Here is a 24,149-nt window from a genome sequence, read left to right as displayed (position 1 = left end):
ATCTAACCTCCGTCAAATCTTAAAATTTAACGAGCTTATCAACAGCAACTGGTTGCCCTGTCCGCAACGAGATATTACCCGCAATACCAGTTAGAATAGACATTGCCCCATCCACGTGTGAAGCCGCACGATTGAAACGGTCATCGGACGGCTTATCGAAGATATCTTTCAACAACACAGGATCTCCGCCGCCATGGCCGCCAACGCCTTCTTCAAGCTCTACTTGGTAAGGTGCTGCGAACATCGGGAATACCGTAATCGTTTTCGATTGCAACGCACCCTCATCCGCTTTGTCTCCGCCGGAATTCACATATGACTTCTCGACAACTTTCATTTCAATTCTGCCCTTGCTTCCATTGATATTCACATTGAAACCTTCCCAAGGCAAATACGCATTCAAGGAATAAGTTAGAATGGCTTTATTTTTATAACGAACCATCACACCCATTGTATCCTCAATCGAGATTCCGTCGCCAAAAACGCTTTGATCACGTTGATAACCATCTTCATGCTCAGCATCCAAATATAGTCCTTTCAGATTCGGATTACTGTCCAAATGCAAGGCGAAAGGATCCTCTTTGGCATACGCATTCCCTGTTGCACGTTGGTAGAACTTCGTTTCTCCACGCTTCTCAGCGTTCGCTTTCCCGTAGAACATCAAATCTCCCATGGCAAAAACCGTCTCTGGCTGTGTCCCTAACCAGAAGTTAACGAGATCAAAATGGTGCGTTGACTTATGCACGAGCAAGCCGCCGCCATTGCGTTTATCGCGATGCCATCTGCGGAAATAATCGGCGCCATGCTCCGTATTTAGCAACCACTCAAAATGTACGGAATGAACATCGCCAATCGTTCCATCCATAATTAACTCACGAATTTTGGTATTGTGCGGTGCGTAACGGTAGTTAAAGGTCACTCGAAGCTGACGACCTGTCCGTTTGATCGCATCGAGAATTTCTTGGCATTTCTCTTCATCAACCGTCATCGGCTTCTCGGAAATAACGTCACAACCAAGCTCCATCGCTTTGATAATGTACGTATGATGTGTACGGTCTACCGTTGTCACAATGATCGCGTCCGGCTTTTCTTGACGAATCATTTCCTCGAATTGGTCAGCTTTATACGTAGGAACAGCATGATATTCATACTTCTTAGCAAGCAAGTCATTCGTAAAATTCATACGAGTTTGATTAATATCACAAATCGCAACAAGCTCTGATGTATCTAGAAAATCCTTCACCATGGAACCATAGAAGAATTCAGCGCGTCCTCCAGTACCTACAATCGCATAACGTGTTTTTTTCATCCGCCAACATGCCCCTCTCATTTAAATAGCTCATTACTCTTACAGTTAGATTAATACAATATTTGTTGCGTTTCTAATCAAATATTACTTAATCGCTTTATTTCCTTGCATATATTGCTGTAAAATAGAGATCAGATTGAGGATCAGAGAGGTGTCCACGTTGATTCAGTACGAGATTGAAAGACTGCGCAGAGAGCAATCCTTCTCCATGCCAGTGAATCATTTTCATGACCACTACGAAATTTATTATTTACTTAGCGGCAAACGCTACTATTTCATTCAAGATCGCTCCTATTTCATGCAAGAAGGAGATCTTGTTTTTATTAATAAAAATAAACTTCACAAAACGCTCGATGCTAACGCGCTTCCACATGAACGCATCTTAGTGAGCTTCAACGATGTCTGGATAAGTACGATGGGGCAAGATACGCATGCGCTACTACTGACTCCTTTTCGACAAAAACAAATTATCTTCTCCTTATCCGGGGCGAATCGGACTCTCGTCGAGAACATGCTGTTCAGCTTAATGCGCGAAAAACAGCAAGAACTGAACGGCTGGGAGCTCAATAGTAAAGCGCTGCTTACGCAATTGCTCGTCTTCTGCACGCGGCTGATTGATCAGCAAAGCCCATCAGAAGAGCATCCGCAGGCTCATAATCCCAAAATTTTTGAGATTGCCACCTACATCAGTGAACATTTCCAGGAGCGACTCAATTTGGCTTCCATCTCTGAGAAATTCCATATAAGTCCCAGTTATTTCTGCCGTTCCTTCAAGGAAACGACCGGCTTCTCCTTCGTTGAATACTTGAACAACGTCCGTATTCGTGAAGCACAACGGCTGCTGAGGGAGACGAAGCTGAAGGTCATTCACATCGCCGAGCAAGCCGGGTTTGATAGTGTCGCTCACTTTGGGCGGGTATTCAAACAAGTTACTTCGCAAACTCCGCTGGAATGTCGGAAGATGATGCATCTCGGGCTGTAAGCGCTGAGAGTGCTATCCATTTCTGATCACATATTGCTGCGGTATCGCCTTATTGGACCGCCAGTTGTGACATCAGGCATCACTTTGCCTTTTGCAACTAGAGACTTAAAATATTTCACTGCAGTATTTCTGTGGATTCCAACTGCTTGAGCTATCGTAATCGGGGAGTAGGCCCCTGTCTTATTTTCGATAAATTTGAAAATAGCAAGTTCCGTTGGAGACAAAAATGGTTGGGCTATATTTGATTCAATACCCCATTTCGCTAACGCATGCATCAACTGTTGTTGGCAGCGGCGAGGCTGCTCCAGGATGCTGTGCAGTGAAAAGCGCAGCACCTTCCAATCGTCGATAACAATGTCATTTTGACGGAATCGGTCATCTGAAAATTTATACGAATCCGCATTAGAACCATGCGTTCCCTTATCGTCTACTTCGATGCAAATTTTGATGACCGACGATGGTTTGGCTAAATCAAGGTATCTGAATCCGTCCTTAAAATCGATCACTTCGTACTCGGCAAACCATCCGTCAAAACTCCCGACTGCAGGCCAGAGCACATAGATAATGAATTTCTTTAATGAGAAACTCAGACCCTTCTGCAGTCGCAGCCGCCGATCCCCTGTGCACGAACTGATTTGTAATGCCATCCACTTTTCGTACGCATCACGAAGTTGCAAACTCATCTCACCGTTTATTTTGTCCATCTTCTTCTCCACCTTGAGGAAATAAAATAGCCGCTTGCACTGGAAACGAGTTCCGATGCAAGCGGCGTGTGCTTCACGACCTAGATATTGGAAAATATACTTCAAGTTAAGGAAAATTACAATAGTTTTTTTAAAAGAAGCACTTCCATAAGCACTAGTGTGCGATGGCCGGCGGGGACGATGACCTTGCGCACTTTTTTTGTGCGCTAGCGTGCGACGGCCGGCGGGGACGACGACCTTACGCACTTTTTTTGTGCGCTAGCGTGCGACGGCCGGCGGGGACGATGACCTTCCGCGCTTTTTTTGTGCGCTAGCGTGCGACGACCGGCGGATACGCCGACCTTGCGCACTTTTTTTGTGCGCTAGCGTGCGACGCCGGCGGGGACGATGACCTTGCGCGCTCTTTGAATTGCTTTCTAACAAAAAACCTCCGTGCAAGCTCACGCTCGCACGAAGGTTTTTCACTTAAAATCCAAAATATTGCTTCGCATTGTTGTACGAAATGCCTTGAACCAACTGCTTCAACAGCTGCTCGTCATTCGGGAACTCGCCTGCTTCAACCCATTCACCGAACATATTACATAGAATACGGCGGAAGTAGTCATGACGCGTGTAGGACAAGAAGCTCCGCGAGTCCGTTAGCATACCCACGAAACGTCCAAGCAATCCGAAGTTGCCTAGCGATTTCATTTGGGAGATCATGCCGTCACGCGTATCATTAAACCACCAAGCTGCGCCTAGTTGAATTTTACCAGCGATGCCGTCGCCTTGGAAGCTGCCCATCAAGGAAGCGAGAATTTCATTATCACGCGCATTCAACGAGTAGAGAATCGTGCGCGGCAAGGAATCAGCCACAGCCAAGGATGACAACAAGCCTGTCAACGCACTTGCTACTGGGCTGTCACCAATGGAATCAAAGCCCGTATCCGGACCTAGCTTAGCAAAAGCTTGTCCATTATTATTTCTGGACGCGTTGATATGGTATTGCATCGCCCAATCCAATTTCTTATAGATGCCGCCTAGGAATAATAGCGTGAAAGCTTTGTATTTCTTCTCGTCTTCTAAGCTAACCGGTTGACCAGCAAGTCCTGCAGCGAAGATCGCGTCAACTTCTTCTTTCGTTGCAACAGCGAATGGCACATAGTCCAGTGCGTGGTCAGATACTTTACAACCTACGGAGTCAAAGAAGATTGCGCGGCTTTCCAAACCTGCTAACAGGTCATCATATGTACGAATCGCTGTACCTGTAGCTGCTCCCAATTGTGCAATCCATGGAAGGAACGTAGCGCGATTGATTTCAAGCGCCTTGTCCGGACGGTAGGAAGGCAATACTTGTGTATCAAAACCTTCAATGTCTTTAATTTGGATATGGTATTCCAAGGAATCTACAGGATCATCTGTTGTACAAATGACCGTTACTTTGGAGTTTGTGATCAGATCTCTGGCGCGTGATCCACCTTCAGCGAGCTTCGCGTTCACTTTTTCCCAAATCGCAGGTGCATTCTGCTCATTAATAATATCGTACACACCGAAATACGTTTGAAGCTCCATGTGGGACCAGTGGTACAACGGATTGCCAATCGCCATAGGAAGCGTGGAAGCCCATGCTACAAAACGATCATAATCACTAGCTTCACCAGTAATTTTGGACTCGTCAATACCGTTGGCACGCATCATCCGCCATTTGTAGTGGTCGCCATATAACCAAGCTTCTGTTAAGTTGTTGAACTGTTTATTTTCATAAATTTCCTTAGGACTTAAGTGGCAGTGATAATCAATAATCGGTAGTTCTTTTGCATATTCATGGTAAAGATGTACAGCAGTTTCGTTCGTAAGTAAAAAATTCTCATCTAAAAACGTTTTCATAAAGCGATTTCCACCCTTCTCAAGCTGAATGATCATCTCCTATATTAGCAAAAGATCAGCATAGAGTCATGTGAATTTGTGCTTTTTTTTCAAAAAGTATGCATATATTGACCTCCAGAGGGGCCCCTAGGGGTTAAGGAAGCCCTTTTCCTACATCTTTATTGGTTTCAATTTCTTCTGGAATTGCTTTCACAGCACCAGGCACATGGCGCGCTTTGAAATTAACAAGCTCTGATGACGAAATACTAATTTGGACCCGTCCAGGCAGCGTGTGCGCTCGAATTAAGATAGGCTGATTATAGTCATTTCTGAAACTAAAATCGGGCCCTCCCCAATTGACTGTCGCATCTCTTCCCGGCGGCACATAGGGCACCGATCGACTATGCGAGTATCTTTCAATAATGGTGAGACCAGCTCGGTCTACCGCATTAAACAAGGTTGAGGATATTTGACAGATGCCTCCGCCTATCCCTTCTGAGAATTCACCTCTCACAATAACCTTAGCTGACATGTACCCCCTGCTTGGCGTTCGAACACCAACTACTTTATTAAAGGAAAATGTCTCATTCGGTTGCACAACATAGTTGTTTATGGCTTGTGCAGCTAATTTGAGATTCGTAACACGGTGACTATTGCGCGAATTAAAATAGGTAACATAATAGCCGATTGGACGAACACGTATGCTTGCTAGCAGCTCACTGTCCACTTTGGGATACATGGTCTGAAGCGGCAGCTCCACCTTCATCGGTCCCGCTTCATAGAATTGTGCATAAAATTGATTGAGAAAAGCACGACGATTCAGTCTAACGCCTGCGACCTCTTTTACAATTCCCCCACTGTCATTAATACTGGCATTGATCGGCTTTCGATAAATCGATTTGTCAATCTGCTCGGCAAGACGGTCTAGTTTCTGAGCGTCAACCATCGGCACATCTAGATGATGCAGCGTATACGGCTCTCGCTGAATCTGAGCCATTCTCTGCTGACCATCCGAGTTTTCTGTTAATTGAAAAGGTATTTCTTTGGGCTGGGCTAGAAGCAGCAGGCCCAATAACCATTCATAACGCATGAACGCACTTCACCTCCTGCCTTAGTGTAAACAAATGTAAAAATTCCATTCAATGACATCCTGAATTTCACAATCTTTCAAACGGTAAAATTTATTTGACAGTCGACGAGCGGAGCGATAAACTTCAAGCAAGACGGAGTAAAAGGAGGATTTTTCTAATGACTTTTGAACAAAATCTTGAAAAATATTCGGAGTTGACGGTTCGAGTAGCCCTCAACATTCAGTCCGGACAGTCGCTTTGGATTAATGCGCCAATTGGGCACCCTGAATTCGTGCGACTCATTACCCGCAAAGCGTATGAAGCCGGCGCCAAGCATGTACATATTGAATGGCAGGATGAAATCTGCACACAAATCCGCTATACGCACGCACCTGAAGAATCCTTTAACGAGTATCCAACTTGGCGTGCGCAAGCGCTAACCGAATTAGCTGAAAACAACGGTGCCTATCTATGGATCGATGCCGATAATCCAGAGCTGCTTAAAGATGTGGATCCCGCTCGAATTGCTGCAAATGCCAAGGCAGCAGGTCCTAAGCTTGTGAAATGGCGGGAATACATGTCCTCCTACAAAATGACATGGTCCATCATCGCAGCACCTTCGCTGGCTTGGGCACAGAAAGTCTTCCCTGAGCTAGAAAATCAGGCAGCTGTAAGTGCCTTATGGGACGCTATCTTCGAAGCTACCCGCGTAGATCAAGAAGATCCTGTGCAAACGTGGCGTGATCACAATGCGACACTTCGAAGCAAACGGGAACAATTGAATGAGAAGCAATTCCACAAAATTCATTATCGCGCTCCAGGCACTGAACTTACGGTTGAGCTTCCGCCGCAGCACATTTGGCGCGGGGGTTCGGCAACGAACGAAACGGGTGACTTCGATTTCAACCCGAACATCCCGACAGAGGAAGTGTTCATCTCGCCGAATCGCTTGGGCACACATGGGACCGTCCGAAGTACAAAGCCGCTGAGCTATCAAGGAAGCTTAATCGATAACTTCTCGATCACCTTCGAACAAGGCCGCGTCACGCACTATACAGCAGAGCAAGGCTTTGAATCCCTGCAAGCCATGATCGAAATGGATGAGGGCGCACACTTCTTAGGCGAAATCGCGCTTGTACCGCATGTGTCGCCAATTTCGAACACGAATCTGATCTTTTTCAATACCCTTTATGATGAAAATGCTTCAAACCATTTGGCCCTCGGCCGAGCCTTCCCTACTTGTATTGAAGGTGGCACGAAGATGACCAAAGAAGAACAATTGCAAGCAGGTCTGAATGACAGCCTCATTCACGTCGACTTTATGATCGGCTCTGCCGAGATGGATATTGATGGCGAACACGCAGACGGAACGATTGAACCGATCTTCCGCAAGGGAAGCTGGGCATTTTAATGCATAAGGGCTCGGATTGTAGTTATCTAACTACAATCCGAGCCCTATCTTATATTTTCAAAATCTCAATCTTACGTATCCGATTCTTGTCTCTTTCACGCACAATGAACGTAAATCCATCATTCTGCCAAGCTTCTCCCACCTTCAACTCGGACTGCTTACTATATAGCCATCCGCCAATCGAATCCACGTTTTCGTCTTGAATATCAAAGCCCAGTACAGCATTTAACTCGATTATCAAAGCATTGCCATCTATTAAATAGTGTCCTTCGGCCAACTTTTCAATTTCTTTGCGTTCATCTTTATCAAATTCATCCCGAATCTCACCGACAATTTCCTCAAGGATGTCTTCAATCGTAATCAATCCAGACGTCCCGCCGTATTCATCTAGGAGTAATGCAATATGTACTTGATCACGCTGCATTTTCTTGAGCAGGGATTTCACGGGCATACCATCTGGAATCGTCATGATCGGTTGAAGTAAACCTTTAAAGTTAAAATTCGGATTAGAGAAGTAACTTAAGAAAAATTGCTTCGTATTCACGAATCCGATGATATGATCTTTGTTCCCTTTTGCAACTGGAAATCGGGTGTATTGTTCTTTGGTTATAATGCTCATGTTCTCTTCGAGTGACTTGTCCGCGTAAAGACAGATCATATCCGTCCGTGGGACCATAATTTCGCGAGCCAACAATTCGTCGAAGGTGAATATGCGATTCACATAACCGTATTCCGTCTTATTTATTTTTCCACTCTCGAGGCTGTCTGATAAAATAATGCGTATTTCCTCTTCCGAATGGGCTTCTTCATGCTCGCTGGCAAGCTTGACGCCAAAAAGCTTAACAAGCTGAGTAGCGGAGCCATTTAAAACCCAAATGAACGGATACATGATTTTATAGAAAAAGATAATGAATGGAGCGGTTAGAATGGAAATGGCTTCAGCTTTCTGGATCGCTAACGTTTTGGGCGCTAGTTCACCAAGGACAACATGAATATAGGTAATGGATAAAAAGGCGATACCAAACGATAATATGTGCGATATCGTTTCACCTAAACCAAGACCGTGGAATAAAGGTCCGAGAAGCTTTTCAACCGTGGGCTCACCTAACCAACCAAGACCCAGCGCTGTAATCGTGATGCCGAGTTGACAGGCAGATAAGTATCCGTCCAGATTAGAGGTAACAGTTTGAACCGCAATGGCATTTTTCTTACCTTCCAACACCATTTGATCTACACGGCTAGGACGAATGCGAATAACAGCAAATTCTGTCGCGACAAAAAAAGCTGTAAGTACAATCAGTGCAGCGATTAAAAACAAATTGATAAGCATCGTAACTAGGTTACCTACTTTCGAAGTTGAGTTAACTTTTAACCACAATAGAAAGTATAAGTTTTCGGATCCCGAAAACATCTTTCTATTTGGCGATAAAACCATTTATAGGGATCTTTGGTCAAAGACCAAAGTCTCTCTGCTTCTCGGGTCCCCACAAAGTAATCGGAATTTGCTTCGCAGCTTATCTTCACTTTGTGGGGTAGGATAGCGGTCGCTCATCCTTGAATGGCCTCGATAGAGGTTTTCTCATAAGTTTATCTCTCTTGGTCTCACTTATCAATTTTCATGAAAACGAAGCAACGAAAAAGGAATTCTACATCGAACAAAGAAAATATAGCTTCATATAGTAAAGAAGGATGGTTACATGTAGATTGGGAATGTTAGTCAATGGAGCGAGGGCCCGCGGATTTATCGTCTAGTCATCCAATCAAAAGGAGTTGATCCGATGAGTATCAAACCGAACATAGCTGCAATCAGTGTCAACTTTGATCTTGGGGCAGGTCGCCGAGGTGCAAGTCATGGACCTAAGGCCATTTTGGAAGCTGGATTAATGCAAGAGCTGCAGCAATTAACCTATACCGTTGATCACGTTGCTGATCTTCGTCTTGTGAATGACACAGCAACTCACTTAGATGCGCAAGTGGATTCAAGCAATCTCAATTACTTCGCTGAGGTTATAGCAATTAATACTCAGCTTGCCGAACAGGTATCTCAGGTTGTCAGCCAAGGACATTTCCCACTCATTATCGGTGGCGATCATAGTATAGCGATTGGCACAATTGCGGGGTTATCCGCTCATTATTCAAACCTAGGGGTCATCTGGATTGATGCCCATTCAGACTTAAATACACCAGATACAAGCCCAACTGGCAATATTCATGGCATGTCGCTTGCGGTCAGCTTGGGCATTGGGCATCCTTTATTAACCGATATACATGGGATTAATCCTAAGGTGAAGCCAGAGAATATCGTACTCATCGGTGCTCGATCGTTAGATGGTGGTGAGAAGAAGCTGATTCGATCGCTTGGTATCAAGTGCTTTACCATGTACGATATTGATCGCAAAGGTATGGCACACGTGATGCAAGAAGCGATTGATTATATTAAAATAAAAACTGATGGTGTTCATCTCAGTTATGATGTTGATTCCGTAGATCCCATCGAGGCGCCAGGAACGGGGACTGCTGTCAAAGGCGGACTACATTTCCGCGAGGCTCATCTCGCGGTCGAGATGCTGCATGAAGCAGGTATCGTGACTTCTGCCGAGTTTGTTGAAGTGAATCCGCTGCTGGATGACAGCAACAAAACCTCCCAGTTGGCCGTCAGCCTCATCAGCTCCTTGTTCGGTGAGCAAATCTTATAAGCTCTATGCAGGAGGTGAATCTCATACCAACGATCAAAGGATTAACGCCTATTTTTCGAATTTTCGATGAAATGAAAGCCAAGGAATTTTATCTAGATTATTTAGGCTTCTCCCTAGGCTTTGAGCACCGTTTCCAGCCCGATTTGCCTCTCTACATGGAAGTTACCCTAGGATCACATGCTATTCATTTATCGGAGCATCACGGTGACTGCACTCCAGGGGCTGCGATTCGCATAGAAATGGAAGACCTTACAGCCTTCCATAGTCGCTTACTCGAACAAAAATTCAAATTCTCCCGACCAGGCATTGAAAAAACACCATGGGGTACTCGCGAAGTGACTGTGATTGATCCGTTCGGAAATCGGATTATGTTTTATGAGAGAATTGCATAATGGCTAAAAAGAGGTTAAACAGGAATACCTGCTCAACCTCTTTTTTATTTCAAGGAGCTCAGCGGTCCAATGAATTGCTCAGACTCGGCCTCGGCCTCAACCGCAACCCAATCGCACCCTATCGGACATAGAAGACACGATTTGTTAGAAATCTGGTTTTTACAACGCTAACGGACACATGTGAAAACCACCAGCTACATCTCCATCTGCTGAGAAATGCAATAGTGCAGCCTTTCTCTATCAAGTAGATGATTTCAGCTAAAATTGATGCAAATAGGCATCAATTTCTGCATTTTCAGCTCTGTTTACACATTCTCGACCCCAAAAGATGCCTTTTTGCATTTATTTAAAACGTTGGCGTGATTTCCCCTGAAAAGGATGCTCTTTTGCATTTTTGCCACCTGTAAACCGAACATACATAAGGGGTAAGTTTCTGAACAAATAACCCCCGCTCTTTGTAGAGACGGGGGTTAAAAGTCTAGTCTGCTGGACGAAGCAATCTATCGCCTGCGATACCCGGCGTGGTCATTTGAATCGGATTCAGAATTTCTTCGATCTCCTCTTGTGTGAGCAGACCCCGCTCTAAGATGAGTTCTTTCAATGTGAGGCCTGTACGAACCGCCTCTTTGACAAGCTGCGCGGCGACCTCATAGCCAAGATGAGGGTTTAAGGCTGTCACGATGCCGAAGCTTTGCTCCACATAATTTTTGCAGCGCTCACGATCAGCCTCTAAGCCTTCAATCGCGAAGCGTTCAAAGACGCTGGCTGCGTTGCGCAATATTTTAAGTGATTGCAAGAGATTGAAGGCTAAGACTGGCCCCATAACGTTAAGCTCAAATTGACCCGCTTCACAAGCTAAACAAATCGTATGGTCATTGCCAATGACTTGGAACGCCACCTGATTCACAACTTCCGGCATGACTGGATTTACTTTACCCGGCATAATCGAAGAACCTGGCTGTCTAGGCGGCAGCTTTAGCTCACCTAACCCCGCGCGTGGTCCAGAGGCCATCATACGGATATCGTTGCAAATTTTCGAGAGGTTCACGGCGCATACTTTTAAGGAGGCAGACAACTCCGTGTAAGCATCCATATTTTGTGTGCCGTCTACGAGGTGCTCCGAGATCTCGACTGGAATCCCTGCAGCTCCTTTTAGATGAAACATGACTCGTTCCACGTATTCAGGCTTCGCGTTAAGCCCAGTTCCAACGGCAGTAGCCCCCATATTAACGATCAACAACCCCCGCATCGCCTGCTTGATTCGATTAATATCACGCATCAGCACGCGCGCGTAAGCGCCAAACTCTTGTCCCATACGGATAGGTACAGCATCTTGAAGGTGCGTCCGGCCCATTTTGATCACATCGTCAAACTCAATTTCTTTCCGTGCAAAAGCACTTTGTAACGAGCTTAATGCCTCTATTAATTGCTCTGATAAGCGGTACGCAGCTATTTTAATCGCTGTTGGGATCACGTCATTCGTCGATTGCGACATATTTACATGATTGTTCGGATTGCAGTGGAAATAACTTCCCTTTTGCTCGCCTAACAGCTCTAAGGCCCGATTCGCCAACACTTCGTTCATATTCATATTAATGGAGGTACCTGCTCCGCCTTGAATGGAATCGACGATAAATTCCTCAATAAGCCGTCCGTCGCTGACTTCTTCAGCCGCTTTTACTAAAGCTTCGCCAATTTTCTTAGGCAGCATGTGGGTATCCATATTCGCTTGTGCGGCAGCACGCTTCACTTCGGCAAGGGCCGTAATTAACTCCACATGAATGGTGACACCTGTAATGGGGAAATTCTCAATTGCTCTCATCGTTTGAATGCCGTAATAGGCATGAGAAGGAACTTGCTTTTCACCTAAAAAGTCTTTCTCAATGCGAAAAGTCATCGGACTACCATCCTTTATCACTTCATATTTCATTCCCTAAGCTTCTGCCCAACCTAACGCGGCCTCAAGTCCACGATCATGGTTATTTTTAGCTTAAAAGTCAGGGATATGCACGGGCAGGCTAACTTTGAATAGCCTAACCTCAATTTCAATTATATACTTAGGATGTCATCGTACGCTAATACTAGAATACAATGAAGTACATCTGAAGATGCTTTGATCTAATTTAGGGGAGGAATTCACATGACTTCACACAGCTCCTATATCATTGAACAAACCGAGAAATATGGTGCACGTAATTACCATCCACTGCCGCTTGTTATTTCCAAAGCTGAGGGTGTTTGGGTGGAAGACCCCGAAGGTCATCGATATATGGACATGTTAAGCGCTTACTCCGCTCTGAATCAGGGGCATCGCCATCCGCATATTTTGAAAGCATTGATGGAGCAAGCAGGTAAAGTTACTCTGACTTCTAGAGCCTTCCACAGTGAAACGCTTGGATTGTTCTATGAGAAATTATCACGATATACAGGTAAGCCGATGATCTTACCGATGAATACCGGCGCAGAAGCGGTTGAAACAGCGATCAAAGCGGTTCGACGTTGGGGCTACGATGTCAAAGGGATCCCTAGCGATCAGGCAGAGATTATCGTGTGTGAGGGCAATTTTCATGGTCGTACGACGACCATCACGTCATTCTCCTCCTCGCCGGAATACAAACGCGGCTTCGGGCCTTTCACGCCGGGCTTCCGCACCATCCCTTATGGGGATGCCGCGGCGTTGCGTGAGGCTATCGGGCCGAACACCGCCGGGTTTATTGTGGAGCCTATTCAGGGCGAGGCTGGTATCGTCATCCCGCAGGAAGGATATCTGCGGGATTGCTATGAGCTATGCCAAGCGAATCAGGTGTTGTTCGTCGTGGACGAAATCCAGACAGGATTCGGCCGCACAGGCCGCCGCTTTGCCAGCGACTGGGAAGGCGTCACGCCGAACCTGTATGTCTTGGGCAAAGCCCTTGGCGGCGGTGTTTTCCCGATCTCGGCCGTGGCCGGAGATCGCGAGGTTCTTGAGGTGTTCGAGCCAGGCTCCCACGGCTCGACGTTCGGCGGAAACCCACTCGGCTGCGCCGTGGGGATCGCCGCTCTTGAAGTGCTCGAAGCCGAACAGCTCGCAGAGCGTTCGGATGAGCTTGGGGCTTATTTCCTGAAGCGGCTTCAGGAAATCAAGTCGCCGCAGATCAAGGAAATTCGCGGCCGCGGTTTGTTTATCGGTATTGATCTGACCGTGGCCGCACGCCCTTTCTGCGAAGCTCTGAAAGAAAAAGGCCTGCTATGCAAGGAAACGCATGATCATATCATTCGATTAGCGCCACCACTAATCATCACCAAGGAAGAGTTGGATTGGGCTTGGCAGCATCTTAATGAGGTGTTAAGTGTGCAGTAGAGAATAACGTTCCCAGTTGCGCGATGGACTTCTCAGGCGTTCTACCGCTGTAAGCGTGTTTTTCATCACTACAGAGAGATCAGCTCTCGCATTTCGGTGTCTGTCGCGACACGGTGTTACCGGCTCTAACAACAAAAGACTCCCACACTTCCGAGGAAGCGTGAGAGTCTTTCTTCATTCTTTTACAAACACGAGCTCCCCAAATTGCTGCGGTATATGGAAGTTTACTTTCCACGTAGGCGACCAAGCCGAATAATGCCGGATGCCTTCGCGATCATCATCAATCCGAAAGACATTCCAATGCCAAACCGTACCTGGCTGCGGCACGCCTGCATGATCCAAGTCGGTAAAGGGAATTCGCACATCATAGATGAGCGAACCGTCATCAGGACCCGGCGTGACCTCAGCTTGGAATCCTTTCGCGCTCCAAGAGGTATCCACTTCTTTATTCCCATCTAGGGAATTATGGATCAACGCATCGAATAAGACGCCACGCGGACTTACTTCAAATTCGTAGTAGGTCGTACCGCCGCCGAATGGATCAAGAAACACCTCTACAACGTCCTCGTCATAAAGGGGATCGTCACGCTCCGTCATCGTTGCGACAATATGATCATCTTGACATTCATATCGGATATGTATAGCTTTTTTCGTCCAGCAGGCTCGAAAACGCGTTTCAAGCCGCGGTGCTTCCTCGGTCACCACATCTCGTAAGTATTCAATTGGGGACTCTGAGTAATCCCATTGATTAACTTCTTCCACGAAACGACATATATATTTCATTCTGTTACCTCTACCTCACTTCATTTTCCAATATCAGCTCTTGTACACAATATTAATATCATACTCCTTCGAAAGAAAGCTCGAAATTTGATCGCGTGATTCCGACTTCACATCTTTGAGCCATGATGCGTCAAATCGTTCAATCACTTCTATACGTAAGTCTTCATACTTACTTTTGGCCTTCTCTGTTTCGCGCGCTCGATTAGAGGCATATAGAAAGAGCGAAACACAGGCGAGCAACAAGCCACACAGCAATTTATTCGAAATAAGTAAATCCAATATCATAATGGCGTTACCGCCCGAACGGACGACGACTTGACGATATAACAAATAAATGACTAGAAGTAAGATGGCTCCTGTCGCGATTGATAGGATAGGTTGAATCATCTTGAGTTTATCCCATTTCTGTTTTCTCTCTTGCAACTCTTTCAGCAAGACTTCGGTATCATCACTCACATTAATCGTAGGTCCAAGCACAGCATCTCCCCCTCATAATCATGCTATGCTTGTCTACTGCTATTCTTTCCATAAAAAAAAGACCAAGAGCATCACTCTTCACGCCTCGCTGAAGATGCTCTCGATCTTAACCTATTATTAGAAGAAATAACTTCAATAATTTCGTTTAGAAACGTTTCTTTCCTACAAGAAACTTTTTGTTTCCTTTTTTAGATGTTACAGGCACATGCTTGTAGCTGCGCACCATCTGCGTTTTACAAAGCGGGCATGTCGGTAAAGCTTCCGTGACGAATTCTTTGCGAACCCAAGCTTTACACTCAGTTCCTTTACATTTCCAAATCTCAATCTGTTCAACTTCTGGTTTCTGCTCTTCCGTTACAATACTCGTTGATGTAGACATTTCAATTATGTGCTCCCTGCTTCGTAGATTAGACTACTTATTATTATACAGATCCGATCGAATATCAAGTCTTTCCCGTGTTCAAAAGTATTTACCAGTGGTAGAATAGACAAAGCGATTGCAATTTAGACACAACTACAAAGGCAGGAATTTCGCATGACCAATTTACTACGTGAATGGAAGCAGCAACTTGAAGGTTATAGCCGAAATATTAAGCTGTTTTTCTGGTTTAATTTTGTTTGGAACTTAGGCATTAGCATGTTTGGCCTCGTGTACAACTTATATGTGCGCAGCTTGGGCTACGAACAGACCATGGTCGGACATATCGTAGGGATGACCGCTTTGGCTGCAGCAATCATCCTCATTCCAGCGGGCATCATGAACGATCGCTTCGGCCCGAAGCGGGTCATTTCCTTCGGCCTTATTTTCACAATTGGGGCGCTCACCGCACGCTCCCTCATCGAAGCCAACGAAGGAATGATGATTTCTGCCTTCCTAGGCGGCATGGCATTGGCCGTTGTTTCGGCTACGATTCTGCCCTTTATGGCGAATAACTCCACACCTCAACAGAGGGTGCATCTGTTCAGCCTCAATATGGCGCTGGTTATGCTCGCGAATGTCATAGGCATTTCCCTTGGCGGCATCCTGTGTGATTTCTTTCAATTCGTCATTGGCGTTGACGAAATACATAGTCTTCGGTACACCTTATTAATTGGTGTCGCAATCGCAGCACTAGGTGTCCTTCCAATGTCATTATTCGAAAAGAGCGATCATGAAGAAGCAACTGAAGCATCCCCGCAAGCTGAACCGTTAAATTGGAAACTTACCTGGCGTGAACACAAAACGTCCATCCAAGTCATAGGCATTTTCTGCGTACTCGGCTTACTGTCTTCACTTGGCGGCGGGATGATCGTTCCATATCTGAACGTATATTTCGAGGATCGCTTCGAAGCTTCAAAATCCGCCATTGGGATCGTCGTTGCGTTGGGACAAGCCGCTACAGGAGTAGCTTTTCTAATTGGGCCTATGATTGCAAAACGCTTTGGTGAAGTCAAATCAGTTGTGTATTTGCAGCTAAGTTCCATTCCTTTTCTGCTGATTACCGCTTTTTCAGCTAACTTCTATTTATCTTCAGGCGGTTATTTATTCCGTCAAGCCCTGATGAATGCGGCTAATCCCTTTTATAATTCTATCAAAATGAGCTATGTGCACCGTTCGCTTCGCGGCCTTGCATCGAGCTCAGGAGAAGCTGTTTTTAACCTGGGTTGGTTCATTGCTTCTCCTATTAGTACAGGCCTTGTTTTCCGTTATGGCAGTTATTTCGGGTATGCGTATGCCTTTTGTATTACAGCCGTTGTCTATTCTGTCATTTCATATTTATTTTATTTCTTCTTTGGCAAGCAACGATTCAAAACCCTTGAATAATTCCACAAGAAATATCTCTTTTCCCTCGTTGACGTAGACGAAGGAAAGGAAATACAATAGTATGAGAGCGCATTCATTTCCAACTTCTCGGTGCTCAATGATGATAATCGAATACGAGGGGGTCACTACCTATGCGGAATAAGATCATCTTTAATGGACAGAGCATCGTATTAACGTGGTTGATTTCATATATTGTAATCCTCCTACTACCTGTAGCTATAGGTCTCCTATTATATATAGAGTCTAATCGTACCTTGAAGGAAGAAATCCAACAAGCCAATGATTCCTTATTAAAGCAAGTCCGAGAAGTAATGGACAACCAGTTCAAAGCGATGGAACAGCTCAATTTCGAGATTACTTGGAATGTGAATATTCAGGAGCTGCTCTACTCTAACAAGTATGAAACCTATCCGAAAGATTTTCCTTATGATATGTATCAAATCGCCAAAAGCTTATCGCTATATAAAACCTCCTATCCTTTGATCGACTCTTTTTATGTATATTTGAATAAAAGTCAGTCTGTCATTCTCCCTACGACCGTTCGTTCGAAAGATTTTGCCTACGAAACGCTGCATAAAAGCAATGAATTCTCCTTCAATTCCTGGCAATCTATCATGACACATAGTAATTATAAAGGATTTATCCCGATGGACCGTATTGGTGACGATAATAGTCTTCGTAAAACGGTAGCATATGTCAGTACTTATCCTGTTGAACACGACCAGCCTCTTGCTACGAATGTCATTATGATTGATCAGTCGCGCATACTAGGTGCTATTCAGAACATGGAAATCTTCAATAAAGGCCATGTCATCATTCTCAATGAACAGAATCAAGTACTGGCGTCCAGTTCCTCGAGCACGATGCCTGTGGATTTCCCCTATGCCAACCTGGGTAACACCACGAATTTTTATTTTAAAAGCACCGATGGCGAAAAATATGAAGTATTTAATATTCAATCGCCGCGTTCCAAACTTAAATACGTCTCGATCATGCCTAGTACAACGTATTGGCAGAAAGCGTCTCATATCCGTAATCTTACCTATTTAAGTTTGATCATCAGTCTTTTAGGCGGAGGTTTACTGACTTTTGTCTTCCTAAGAAGAAATTACAATCCTGTTCGCCGTTTGGTTCACGCCTTTTCCAAGAAACAGACGCTAGAATCCGGTAAGACCTATAATGAATTTCATTTCATCCAAGAGGCTTTGGATAGTACGTTAATAGAGATGGCTGATTTCAAAAGCAAGGTCGAACAGCATCGGCACATTGTACGCTCTCATTTTGTAGAAAAGCTGCTGAAAGGGAAGCTCGACGGTAAAATTCCGATCGCAGAGGCCTTAACCACCTTTGATATGAAGCTGGACCGGAGAGAATTAGCCGTCATGCTCTTTGTTATAGATAAAAGCGAGTCCTTCTTCGAACGAATTACCCATACTCCCGAAGAGGAAAAGTGGAAACTGCTGCAATTTATCGTCAGTAATGTGGTTGAAGAATTAGTGTCTCAGCAGCACCGCGGCTATGTGTCCGAAATTGATGATACGCTTGCCTGTTTGGTCAATTTGTCGATGGATGACGGCCGAAGTGCCAAAGATGAGTTAATTCGCATCGCAGACGAGGCACAATCCTTCCTAGCCACCACTTACGATATTCACCTTACCATATCCATAAGCAGTGTTTACGAGCATATTTCTTGCGTTCCTCAAGCTTTTCTGGAAGCTTTAGACGCGATGACCTACAAGCTTGTCATGGGGGGGCATGAAATTCTTGCCTATAATGATCTCAAACCCAATACGCACTGCGAGAATCCTTCTGGCTATTATTATCCAATGGGCGTGGAACAGCAATTCCTCAATGCTTTGAAGTTCGGCGAACTAACGGAAGCAAGGGACATTTTGAATGACATTATCCAGAAAAATTTTGAAGGCTCTGGTATTTCCGTTTCATTAACGAAGTGTCTAATACTTGGCTTAGTCACAACGATTATGAAAAGTATCAATGATACGGGCGGTATTCAAGAAAGCTTCTTCATCCGCAATCCTAAACAACTTGATCGCTTATTGAATAGTAAAACCGTCACCGATATAGAGCTTCAATTGGGTGACATGATCGCGCAGGTATGTGCCTTTACAGCCGCTAAACGACAACATGCGAATTCGCTGACGAAGCAGAAAGCACTGCAACAGCTCGTCGAGCAAGTGAACACCTATATTGAGCACAATTATACCGATGTGAATTTAAATGTGACGATGATCGGCAGTCATTTTGACCGTAAAGCGACATATTTATCCAAGCTGTTCAAGGATTATGTCGGTGAAGGGTTGCTAGATCGGATCAACAAGGTTCGTGTGGAGAAATCCAAACAGCTGCTCAGAGGGAGGGAACAATCGGTTGGCGACGCGGCTTACGGGGTAGGCTTCAATGATATTAACGCATTTATTCGTGTGTTCAAAAAGGTAGAAGGAATTACGCCAGGAAAATATAAAGAAATGCTTGATAAATGAGAAAAATACGACGTGACAGATCCAGATAAGAGCGGGCAACCGCTCTTATTTTCGTGAAATAGGAGAGATTTCACCTCAAATTGGCTTTTTTGATGAAGGAATTGGACATTTTGAAGAGCCTATTGCTAATTATCGAGATGCAATTGGAGAAATTCGAGATACCCTTAATGTAAGCGTTATCATATAGTTAGGTTATAGCACAGGCCACTACTCCACGAGACTTCCAAGCCTGTTTTTCTGGTCCATTTCTCATTACAGCTCATCTGCCAGCTTTTATGGCGAAAAACCAGTAACGCTTAAGATGCCAGTTTTTTTGGCGAAAAACTTTGAGGAGGTCAACACATGAAAAGAAACAGTAAAAAAATGTTCACCATGTTGGTTACCACATCTTTAATGGGAAGCTTGGTTGTTGCCTGTTCGTCAAACTCTTCAACTACAAGCACACCTAGTCCAGCAGCTTCATCAGGTACTACACCTGCTGCATCTACAGCGCCAGCAGGGGCAGCGGTTACGTATCCACTCAAATCAGACAAAACCTTAACCTACTGGGGAGAGCTTCCAGGTAACTTAACGGGGGTAAAAGCGACCCATGCCGACACGCCATTTTTCCAAAATTGGCAGAAGGTCACGGGGGTTCCGCTCAAATTCACAGCACCGCCGACGAACCAAACGACACAAGCGCTTAACGTTTTGCTAGCAACTGGCGACCTGCCTGACATGATCGAATACAACTGGCAAGGTGAGTTCCCAGGCGGACCAGAGAAAGCGATTAAAGACGGATACATTCTCAAGCTGAATGATGTCATTGATAAATATGCACCGAATTTGAAGAAATATTTGAAAGAGCATCCAGATGTGGATAAGCAAGTTAAAACGGATAACGGCAGCTACTATGTATTCCCATTCATCCGCGGCGATGATTACCTGCGCGTATTCCAAGGGCCAATCGTACGTAAAGACTGGTTAGATGAACTCGGTCTCCCTATTCCTCAAACCATCGATGAGTGGTACACAACACTGAAAGCATTTAAAGAGAAAAAAGGTGCAACAGCCCCATTCTCCGTCGTATCAGTACCTAGACCATTTAATGAGTCGGGTAACGGCGCTTTCCTCAGTGCTTTCGGTGTAACACGTGACTTCTTTATTGATGATAAAGGCGCCATTAAGTTTGGCCCTGCTGAGAAAGGCTACAAAGACTATCTGGCTACCTTCCACAAATGGTATGCAGAAGGCTTAATTGATAAAAACTTTGCAACTGCTGACAGCAAAGCTATGGATGCGAACATGGCTTCCGGCGCTACAGGCGTAACGGTAGGTAACGCAGGTGGCGGTATCGGTAAATTCCAGCCGCTGATCACAGCTAAGGATCCGAAAGGCGTTCTGATCGGAGCTCCATATCCAGTGCTCAAAAAAGGCGACATCGCGATGTACGGTCAAAAAGACCCTGCGAATGCACCTGGTGGATCAGTTGCTATTACGGCGACATCCAAAAACATAGAAACAGCTGCAAAGTTGCTTGACTACGGCTACTCCCAAGCGGGAGGATTGTTCTTCAACTTCGGAACTGAAGGCACCTCCTACAAAATGGAAAATAACTATCCGAAATACACGGATATCGTTATGAACAATCCAGATAAGCTGGCACCTGCACAAGCATTGTCACTGTATATCCGCGGAAATTACAATGGTCCATTCGTACAAGACAAACGCTATATCGAGCAATACCTGGCTATGCAATCCCAACGTGATGCCGTTTCTACTTGGTCCAAAACCGATGTAGACAAACACAAAATTCCACCAGTCACGGCAACACCTGAAGAAAGTACAGAGCTTGCCAAAATCATGACAGATCTGAACACACTTGTTGATGAGATGACTCTCAAAATCATCTTGGGCACAGAGCCTGTTGATAGCTTCGAGAAATACCAAGAAAAATTCAATTCCGTGAAATTGAGCCGTGCGATCGAAATCAAAAAAGCTTCCTTAGATCGTTTTAACAAACGTTAATAAGTAACTTGGGGGTGGGGGAGCACTAGCTCCTCCCTCCATCCATTCAATTTCCTCGGCGAAAGGAGAGATATGATGCGTAAAACAGCGGAGGCTAGCTTTACCGTACGCTTCAAACGCGATTTTCTGTTGAATAAATATTTATACCTGATGATGGTTCCCGTCCTGGCTTACTACTTTATCTTCCACTATGCGCCGATGTATGGAGCCATCATTGCGTTCAAAGAGTACACTCCGATTAAAGGGATACTCAATAGTCCATGGATCGGATTCCAAAACTTCCATGACTTCTTCACCAGCTACTATTTCTGGCGAATCCTCAAAAATACGGTTCTCATCTCCCTGTATACGTTATGCTTTGAATTTCCAGCCCCGATTATTTTGGCTATCCTCATTAATGAGCTTGCCAATAAGAAGTTTCAACGTTTTGTGCAGACGGTTACTTACATGCCTTACTTTATCTCACTCGTCGTTATTGCTGGTATGATTAAAGATTTTACGAATAACGGCGGCTTAGTGAACAACTTACTGACTTATTTTGGCGCGAATGATACAGCGATGCTGCAAAAGCCTGAGCTGTTTCGAACCATATATGTGTTATCCGAAATTTGGCAAAAAATCGGCTGGGAATCCATCATTTATTTAGCTGCACTCATGAGCATTGATCAAGAGCAATACGAAGCAGCGAAGATGGACGGCGCCACAAGACTTAAATCGATTTGGCATATTACGTTGCCTGGTATTCTACCTACCATTTCGATCATGTTCATTCTTCGTATGGGGAATTTGCTAAATGTAGGATTCGAGAAAATTATCTTGCTCTACAACCCAAGCACCTACGATACGGCTGATGTCATCTCTTCCTTCGTTTATCGTAAAGGTTTGCTAGAATTTGGCTGGAGCTACAGCGCCGCCGTTGGTTTATTCAATTCATTCATTAATTTAGCGCTGCTCATTACAGCTAATAAGATCAGTAAACGAATTAGTGAAAATAGCTTATGGTAGTGAAGGAGGGGCTAAGATGAGAACCAGTTATTCAGACCGTATTTTTTACGCAGTCAACCATGTTTTATTGATTTTGCTAGTCATAGTAACGCTCTACCCGCTCATCTATGTCGCTTTCGCTTCCATTAGCGACGGTGCACAGCTTATCACGCACAAAGGGTTTCTTTATCGCCCTCTAGGCTTCAGTCTGGAAGCGTACAATAATGTATTCAGTAATCCCTCTATTTTAAAAGGGTACCGCAACACGCTGTTTATTCTCGTCTTTGGCGTTTCGACGAACCTTATCGTGACAGCTTTAGGAGCCTATGTACTCTCTCGTAAAAATGTCATGTGGAACAAAATTTTTATTTTCATCGTAATCCTCACTATGTTTTTCAGCGGTGGACTTGTCCCGATGTACCTAATCGTGAAGGGCGTAGGATTAATTGACTCCTTATGGGCAACGATTTTGCCATTCGCCGTCAATACCTTCAACCTCATTATTATGCGCACAGCGTTTATGGCGGTTCCGGAAAGTCTCGAAGAATCGGCGAAAATGGATGGTGCCAATCATTTCACCATCTTGTTTAAAATTATTATCCCGCTTTCGATGCCCGTTATCGCGGTCATGATCTTGTATTATGCCGTTGAGAAATGGAACGGATGGTTCTGGGCCTCGATCTTCCTGAAAGATCGAGAATTGTACCCGCTTCAGCTCACGCTTCGAGAAATCTTAATCGCGAATAACACGGATATGATGTCCTCCGGCGCCAATGCCGCCGATCAGTTCCAGATCGGGGAAACCATCAAGTATGCGACCATCATGGTTGCCTCTGTCCCGATTCTCATCCTCTATCCTTTCGTTCAAAAGTATTTCGTCAAAGGCGTCATGATCGGCGCTGTCAAAGGGTAATGACTGAACGTCGTCCACTCCATACAGGAGGGGGCGACGTTTTTCTCATGTACAGGACTGAATATTTTCCTTCGGTAGGCACAAGCAGAGACTACGAAGAAACTTGGCCATACATTATAGGACAGCAATGAATTTCACATAGGTAAGGAGGTACTCTCATGTTTGTTGATCTTGGATGCGGCCAACATAAACATTTGAACTTTTTCGGGATCGATTGTGTTGATGTTCCAGGCGTTGATTTAGTGTGCGATATCAACACGGGCATTCCCTTACCTGACAATTCGGTTGAATTTGTTCTAGCAAGCCGCAGCCTTCCTTATATGACGGATCTCTTCTCTGTCATGTCTGAGTTGTATCGAATCTGTAGTCACAGAGCGATAGTGTGTGTGCTCGCCCCCTACGCCCATCATTTTCGCCATATGTCGAATCCCTATTTAAGGCATAGGTTTGATGAATATACCCCTCGCTATTTAACGAATACCTTTCTTCAACCTGCGGGAAGCCCTGTCTGTCCACCTATACCAGACTATTTGATGAACGAAGTCCCCTTTGACTTCCGCCTGATCCGAATGGAACTTTTTTACGAGCCGCCCTATTCAACGACTTTGTATGAGCAGGATGAGTTGGACATGTTGCAATATATACAACCCAATCTTATTAGTGAAATCATGTATCACTTCGTCGTGGTGAAGAAAGAGCTGCAAGTTGATGAGTGGCATCGGATTTGTAAGCAAACGTATACCGAGCCTATCTGGGCTCCCTCCCTGAGACGTCAACATTCCCCTGAGTTGGAAGAGCGTCAAGATGAAATGGAAGCCACTCACCTCTCAACAAACCCTGCTCCTATCAGCAAATCCATGAATGAGCCAGTAAAATCGCAAAAAAAACCACCAAATACCGCTAAAAAGAAATCAAAGCCGCACAAGTGAAAAAA

20 protein-coding genes are annotated in these 24,149 nt (G+C 44.9%); 11 read left to right on the top strand and 9 right to left on the bottom strand.

What is annotated here, in order from left to right; all coding sequences use genetic code 11:
- Window positions 1–19 precede the first annotated feature (19 nt).
- Entirely contained in the window at window positions 20–1,306 is a 1,287-nt protein-coding gene (locus AC58QO_RS07740) for a Gfo/Idh/MocA family oxidoreductase (RefSeq protein WP_497264724.1), read from the bottom strand.
- 151 nt (window positions 1,307–1,457) lie between these two features.
- On the opposite strand from AC58QO_RS07740, the gene AC58QO_RS07735 reads away from it, so the two are divergent.
- Window positions 1,458–2,288 (top strand): helix-turn-helix domain-containing protein, encoded by an 831-nt coding sequence (locus AC58QO_RS07735; protein ID WP_497264723.1) that lies wholly within the window; start codon window positions 1,458–1,460, stop codon window positions 2,286–2,288.
- A 26-nt stretch (window positions 2,289–2,314) separates the two neighbouring features.
- Here the strand turns inward: AC58QO_RS07735 and AC58QO_RS07730 are convergent, their stop codons facing one another.
- The 3 genes from AC58QO_RS07730 to AC58QO_RS07720 all read right to left on the bottom strand — a co-directional run bounded on the left by AC58QO_RS07730 (window position 2,315) and on the right by AC58QO_RS07720 (window position 5,927).
- Window positions 2,315–2,992 (bottom strand): hypothetical protein, encoded by a 678-nt coding sequence (locus AC58QO_RS07730; protein WP_497264722.1) that lies wholly within the window; start codon window positions 2,990–2,992, stop codon window positions 2,315–2,317.
- A gap of 465 nt (window positions 2,993–3,457) precedes the next feature.
- Window positions 3,458–4,858 (bottom strand): glucuronate isomerase, encoded by a 1,401-nt coding sequence (gene uxaC / locus AC58QO_RS07725; protein ID WP_497264721.1) that lies wholly within the window; start codon window positions 4,856–4,858, stop codon window positions 3,458–3,460.
- A 133-nt stretch (window positions 4,859–4,991) separates the two neighbouring features.
- Window positions 4,992–5,927 carry a VanW family protein gene (locus tag AC58QO_RS07720; RefSeq protein ID WP_497264720.1) on the bottom strand — a complete coding sequence of 312 codons (936 nt, stop codon included), beginning with the start codon at window positions 5,925–5,927 and terminating at the stop codon, window positions 4,992–4,994.
- A 158-nt stretch (window positions 5,928–6,085) separates the two neighbouring features.
- Here AC58QO_RS07720 and AC58QO_RS07715 point away from each other — a divergent pair, with 158 nt between their 5' ends.
- Window positions 6,086–7,318 carry an aminopeptidase gene (locus tag AC58QO_RS07715; RefSeq protein WP_497264719.1) on the top strand — a complete coding sequence of 411 codons (1,233 nt, stop codon included), beginning with the start codon at window positions 6,086–6,088 and terminating at the stop codon, window positions 7,316–7,318.
- Between the two features lie 49 nt (window positions 7,319–7,367).
- Here AC58QO_RS07715 and AC58QO_RS07710 read toward each other — a convergent pair whose 3' ends face one another.
- The gene (locus tag AC58QO_RS07710) at window positions 7,368–8,648 is read right to left on the bottom strand and encodes a hemolysin family protein (protein WP_497264718.1); all 1,281 of its coding nucleotides are present in this window, start codon (window positions 8,646–8,648) and stop codon (window positions 7,368–7,370) included.
- A 448-nt stretch (window positions 8,649–9,096) separates the two neighbouring features.
- Here AC58QO_RS07710 and rocF point away from each other — a divergent pair, with 448 nt between their 5' ends.
- Both rocF and AC58QO_RS07700 read left to right on the top strand, forming a co-directional pair.
- On the top strand, window positions 9,097–10,014 hold the full coding sequence (gene rocF, locus AC58QO_RS07705) for an arginase (protein ID WP_497264717.1): 918 nt from the start codon (window positions 9,097–9,099) through the stop codon (window positions 10,012–10,014).
- Window positions 10,015–10,028: 14 nt separating this feature from the next.
- Window positions 10,029–10,406 carry a glyoxalase superfamily protein gene (locus AC58QO_RS07700; RefSeq protein WP_497264716.1) on the top strand — a complete coding sequence of 126 codons (378 nt, stop codon included), beginning with the start codon at window positions 10,029–10,031 and terminating at the stop codon, window positions 10,404–10,406.
- 478 nt (window positions 10,407–10,884) lie between these two features.
- On the opposite strand, the gene AC58QO_RS07695 is transcribed toward AC58QO_RS07700, so the two are convergent.
- The gene (locus tag AC58QO_RS07695; RefSeq protein ID WP_497264715.1) at window positions 10,885–12,303 is read right to left on the bottom strand and encodes an aspartate ammonia-lyase; all 1,419 of its coding nucleotides are present in this window, start codon (window positions 12,301–12,303) and stop codon (window positions 10,885–10,887) included.
- Between the two features lie 243 nt (window positions 12,304–12,546).
- Here AC58QO_RS07695 and AC58QO_RS07690 point away from each other — a divergent pair, with 243 nt between their 5' ends.
- Window positions 12,547–13,746: an ornithine--oxo-acid transaminase gene (locus AC58QO_RS07690; RefSeq protein ID WP_497264714.1), complete on the top strand. Its 1,200-nt coding sequence runs from the start codon at window positions 12,547–12,549 to the stop codon at window positions 13,744–13,746.
- Between the two features lie 174 nt (window positions 13,747–13,920).
- Here the strand turns inward: AC58QO_RS07690 and AC58QO_RS07685 are convergent, their stop codons facing one another.
- The 3 genes from AC58QO_RS07685 to AC58QO_RS07675 form a co-directional block, all read right to left on the bottom strand.
- Window positions 13,921–14,529 carry a carbohydrate-binding family 9-like protein gene (locus AC58QO_RS07685; protein WP_497264713.1) on the bottom strand — a complete coding sequence of 203 codons (609 nt, stop codon included), beginning with the start codon at window positions 14,527–14,529 and terminating at the stop codon, window positions 13,921–13,923.
- A gap of 33 nt (window positions 14,530–14,562) precedes the next feature.
- On the bottom strand, window positions 14,563–15,006 hold the full coding sequence (locus AC58QO_RS07680) for a DUF2663 family protein (protein ID WP_497264712.1): 444 nt from the start codon (window positions 15,004–15,006) through the stop codon (window positions 14,563–14,565).
- Between the two features lie 145 nt (window positions 15,007–15,151).
- Window positions 15,152–15,385, bottom strand: coding sequence for a cold-inducible protein YdjO-related protein (locus tag AC58QO_RS07675; protein WP_497264711.1), 234 nt, complete (start codon window positions 15,383–15,385; stop codon window positions 15,152–15,154).
- 156 nt (window positions 15,386–15,541) lie between these two features.
- On the opposite strand from AC58QO_RS07675, the gene AC58QO_RS07670 reads away from it, so the two are divergent.
- From AC58QO_RS07670 to AC58QO_RS07645, 6 genes are all read left to right on the top strand, one after another.
- The gene (locus AC58QO_RS07670) at window positions 15,542–16,810 is read left to right on the top strand and encodes an MFS transporter (protein WP_497264710.1); all 1,269 of its coding nucleotides are present in this window, start codon (window positions 15,542–15,544) and stop codon (window positions 16,808–16,810) included.
- 131 nt (window positions 16,811–16,941) lie between these two features.
- Window positions 16,942–19,311 (top strand): helix-turn-helix domain-containing protein, encoded by a 2,370-nt coding sequence (locus AC58QO_RS07665; RefSeq protein WP_497264709.1) that lies wholly within the window; start codon window positions 16,942–16,944, stop codon window positions 19,309–19,311.
- 342 nt (window positions 19,312–19,653) lie between these two features.
- Window positions 19,654–21,318, top strand: a complete 1,665-nt coding sequence (locus tag AC58QO_RS07660) for a type 2 periplasmic-binding domain-containing protein (protein ID WP_497264708.1) — start codon at window positions 19,654–19,656, stop codon at window positions 21,316–21,318.
- Between the two features lie 72 nt (window positions 21,319–21,390).
- On the top strand, window positions 21,391–22,323 hold the full coding sequence (locus tag AC58QO_RS07655; protein ID WP_497264707.1) for an ABC transporter permease: 933 nt from the start codon (window positions 21,391–21,393) through the stop codon (window positions 22,321–22,323).
- A gap of 16 nt (window positions 22,324–22,339) precedes the next feature.
- The gene (locus AC58QO_RS07650) at window positions 22,340–23,215 is read left to right on the top strand and encodes a carbohydrate ABC transporter permease (RefSeq protein ID WP_497264706.1); all 876 of its coding nucleotides are present in this window, start codon (window positions 22,340–22,342) and stop codon (window positions 23,213–23,215) included.
- A 158-nt stretch (window positions 23,216–23,373) separates the two neighbouring features.
- Window positions 23,374–24,144, top strand: coding sequence for a class I SAM-dependent methyltransferase (locus AC58QO_RS07645; protein ID WP_497264705.1), 771 nt, complete (start codon window positions 23,374–23,376; stop codon window positions 24,142–24,144).
- Window positions 24,145–24,149 lie beyond the last annotated feature (5 nt).

The sequence above is a fragment of the Paenibacillus sp. J31R30 genome, from assembly GCF_059692115.1.
Note: the sequence above shows the minus strand (reverse complement) of the source record. Positions and strands in the feature narration are given on the sequence as shown.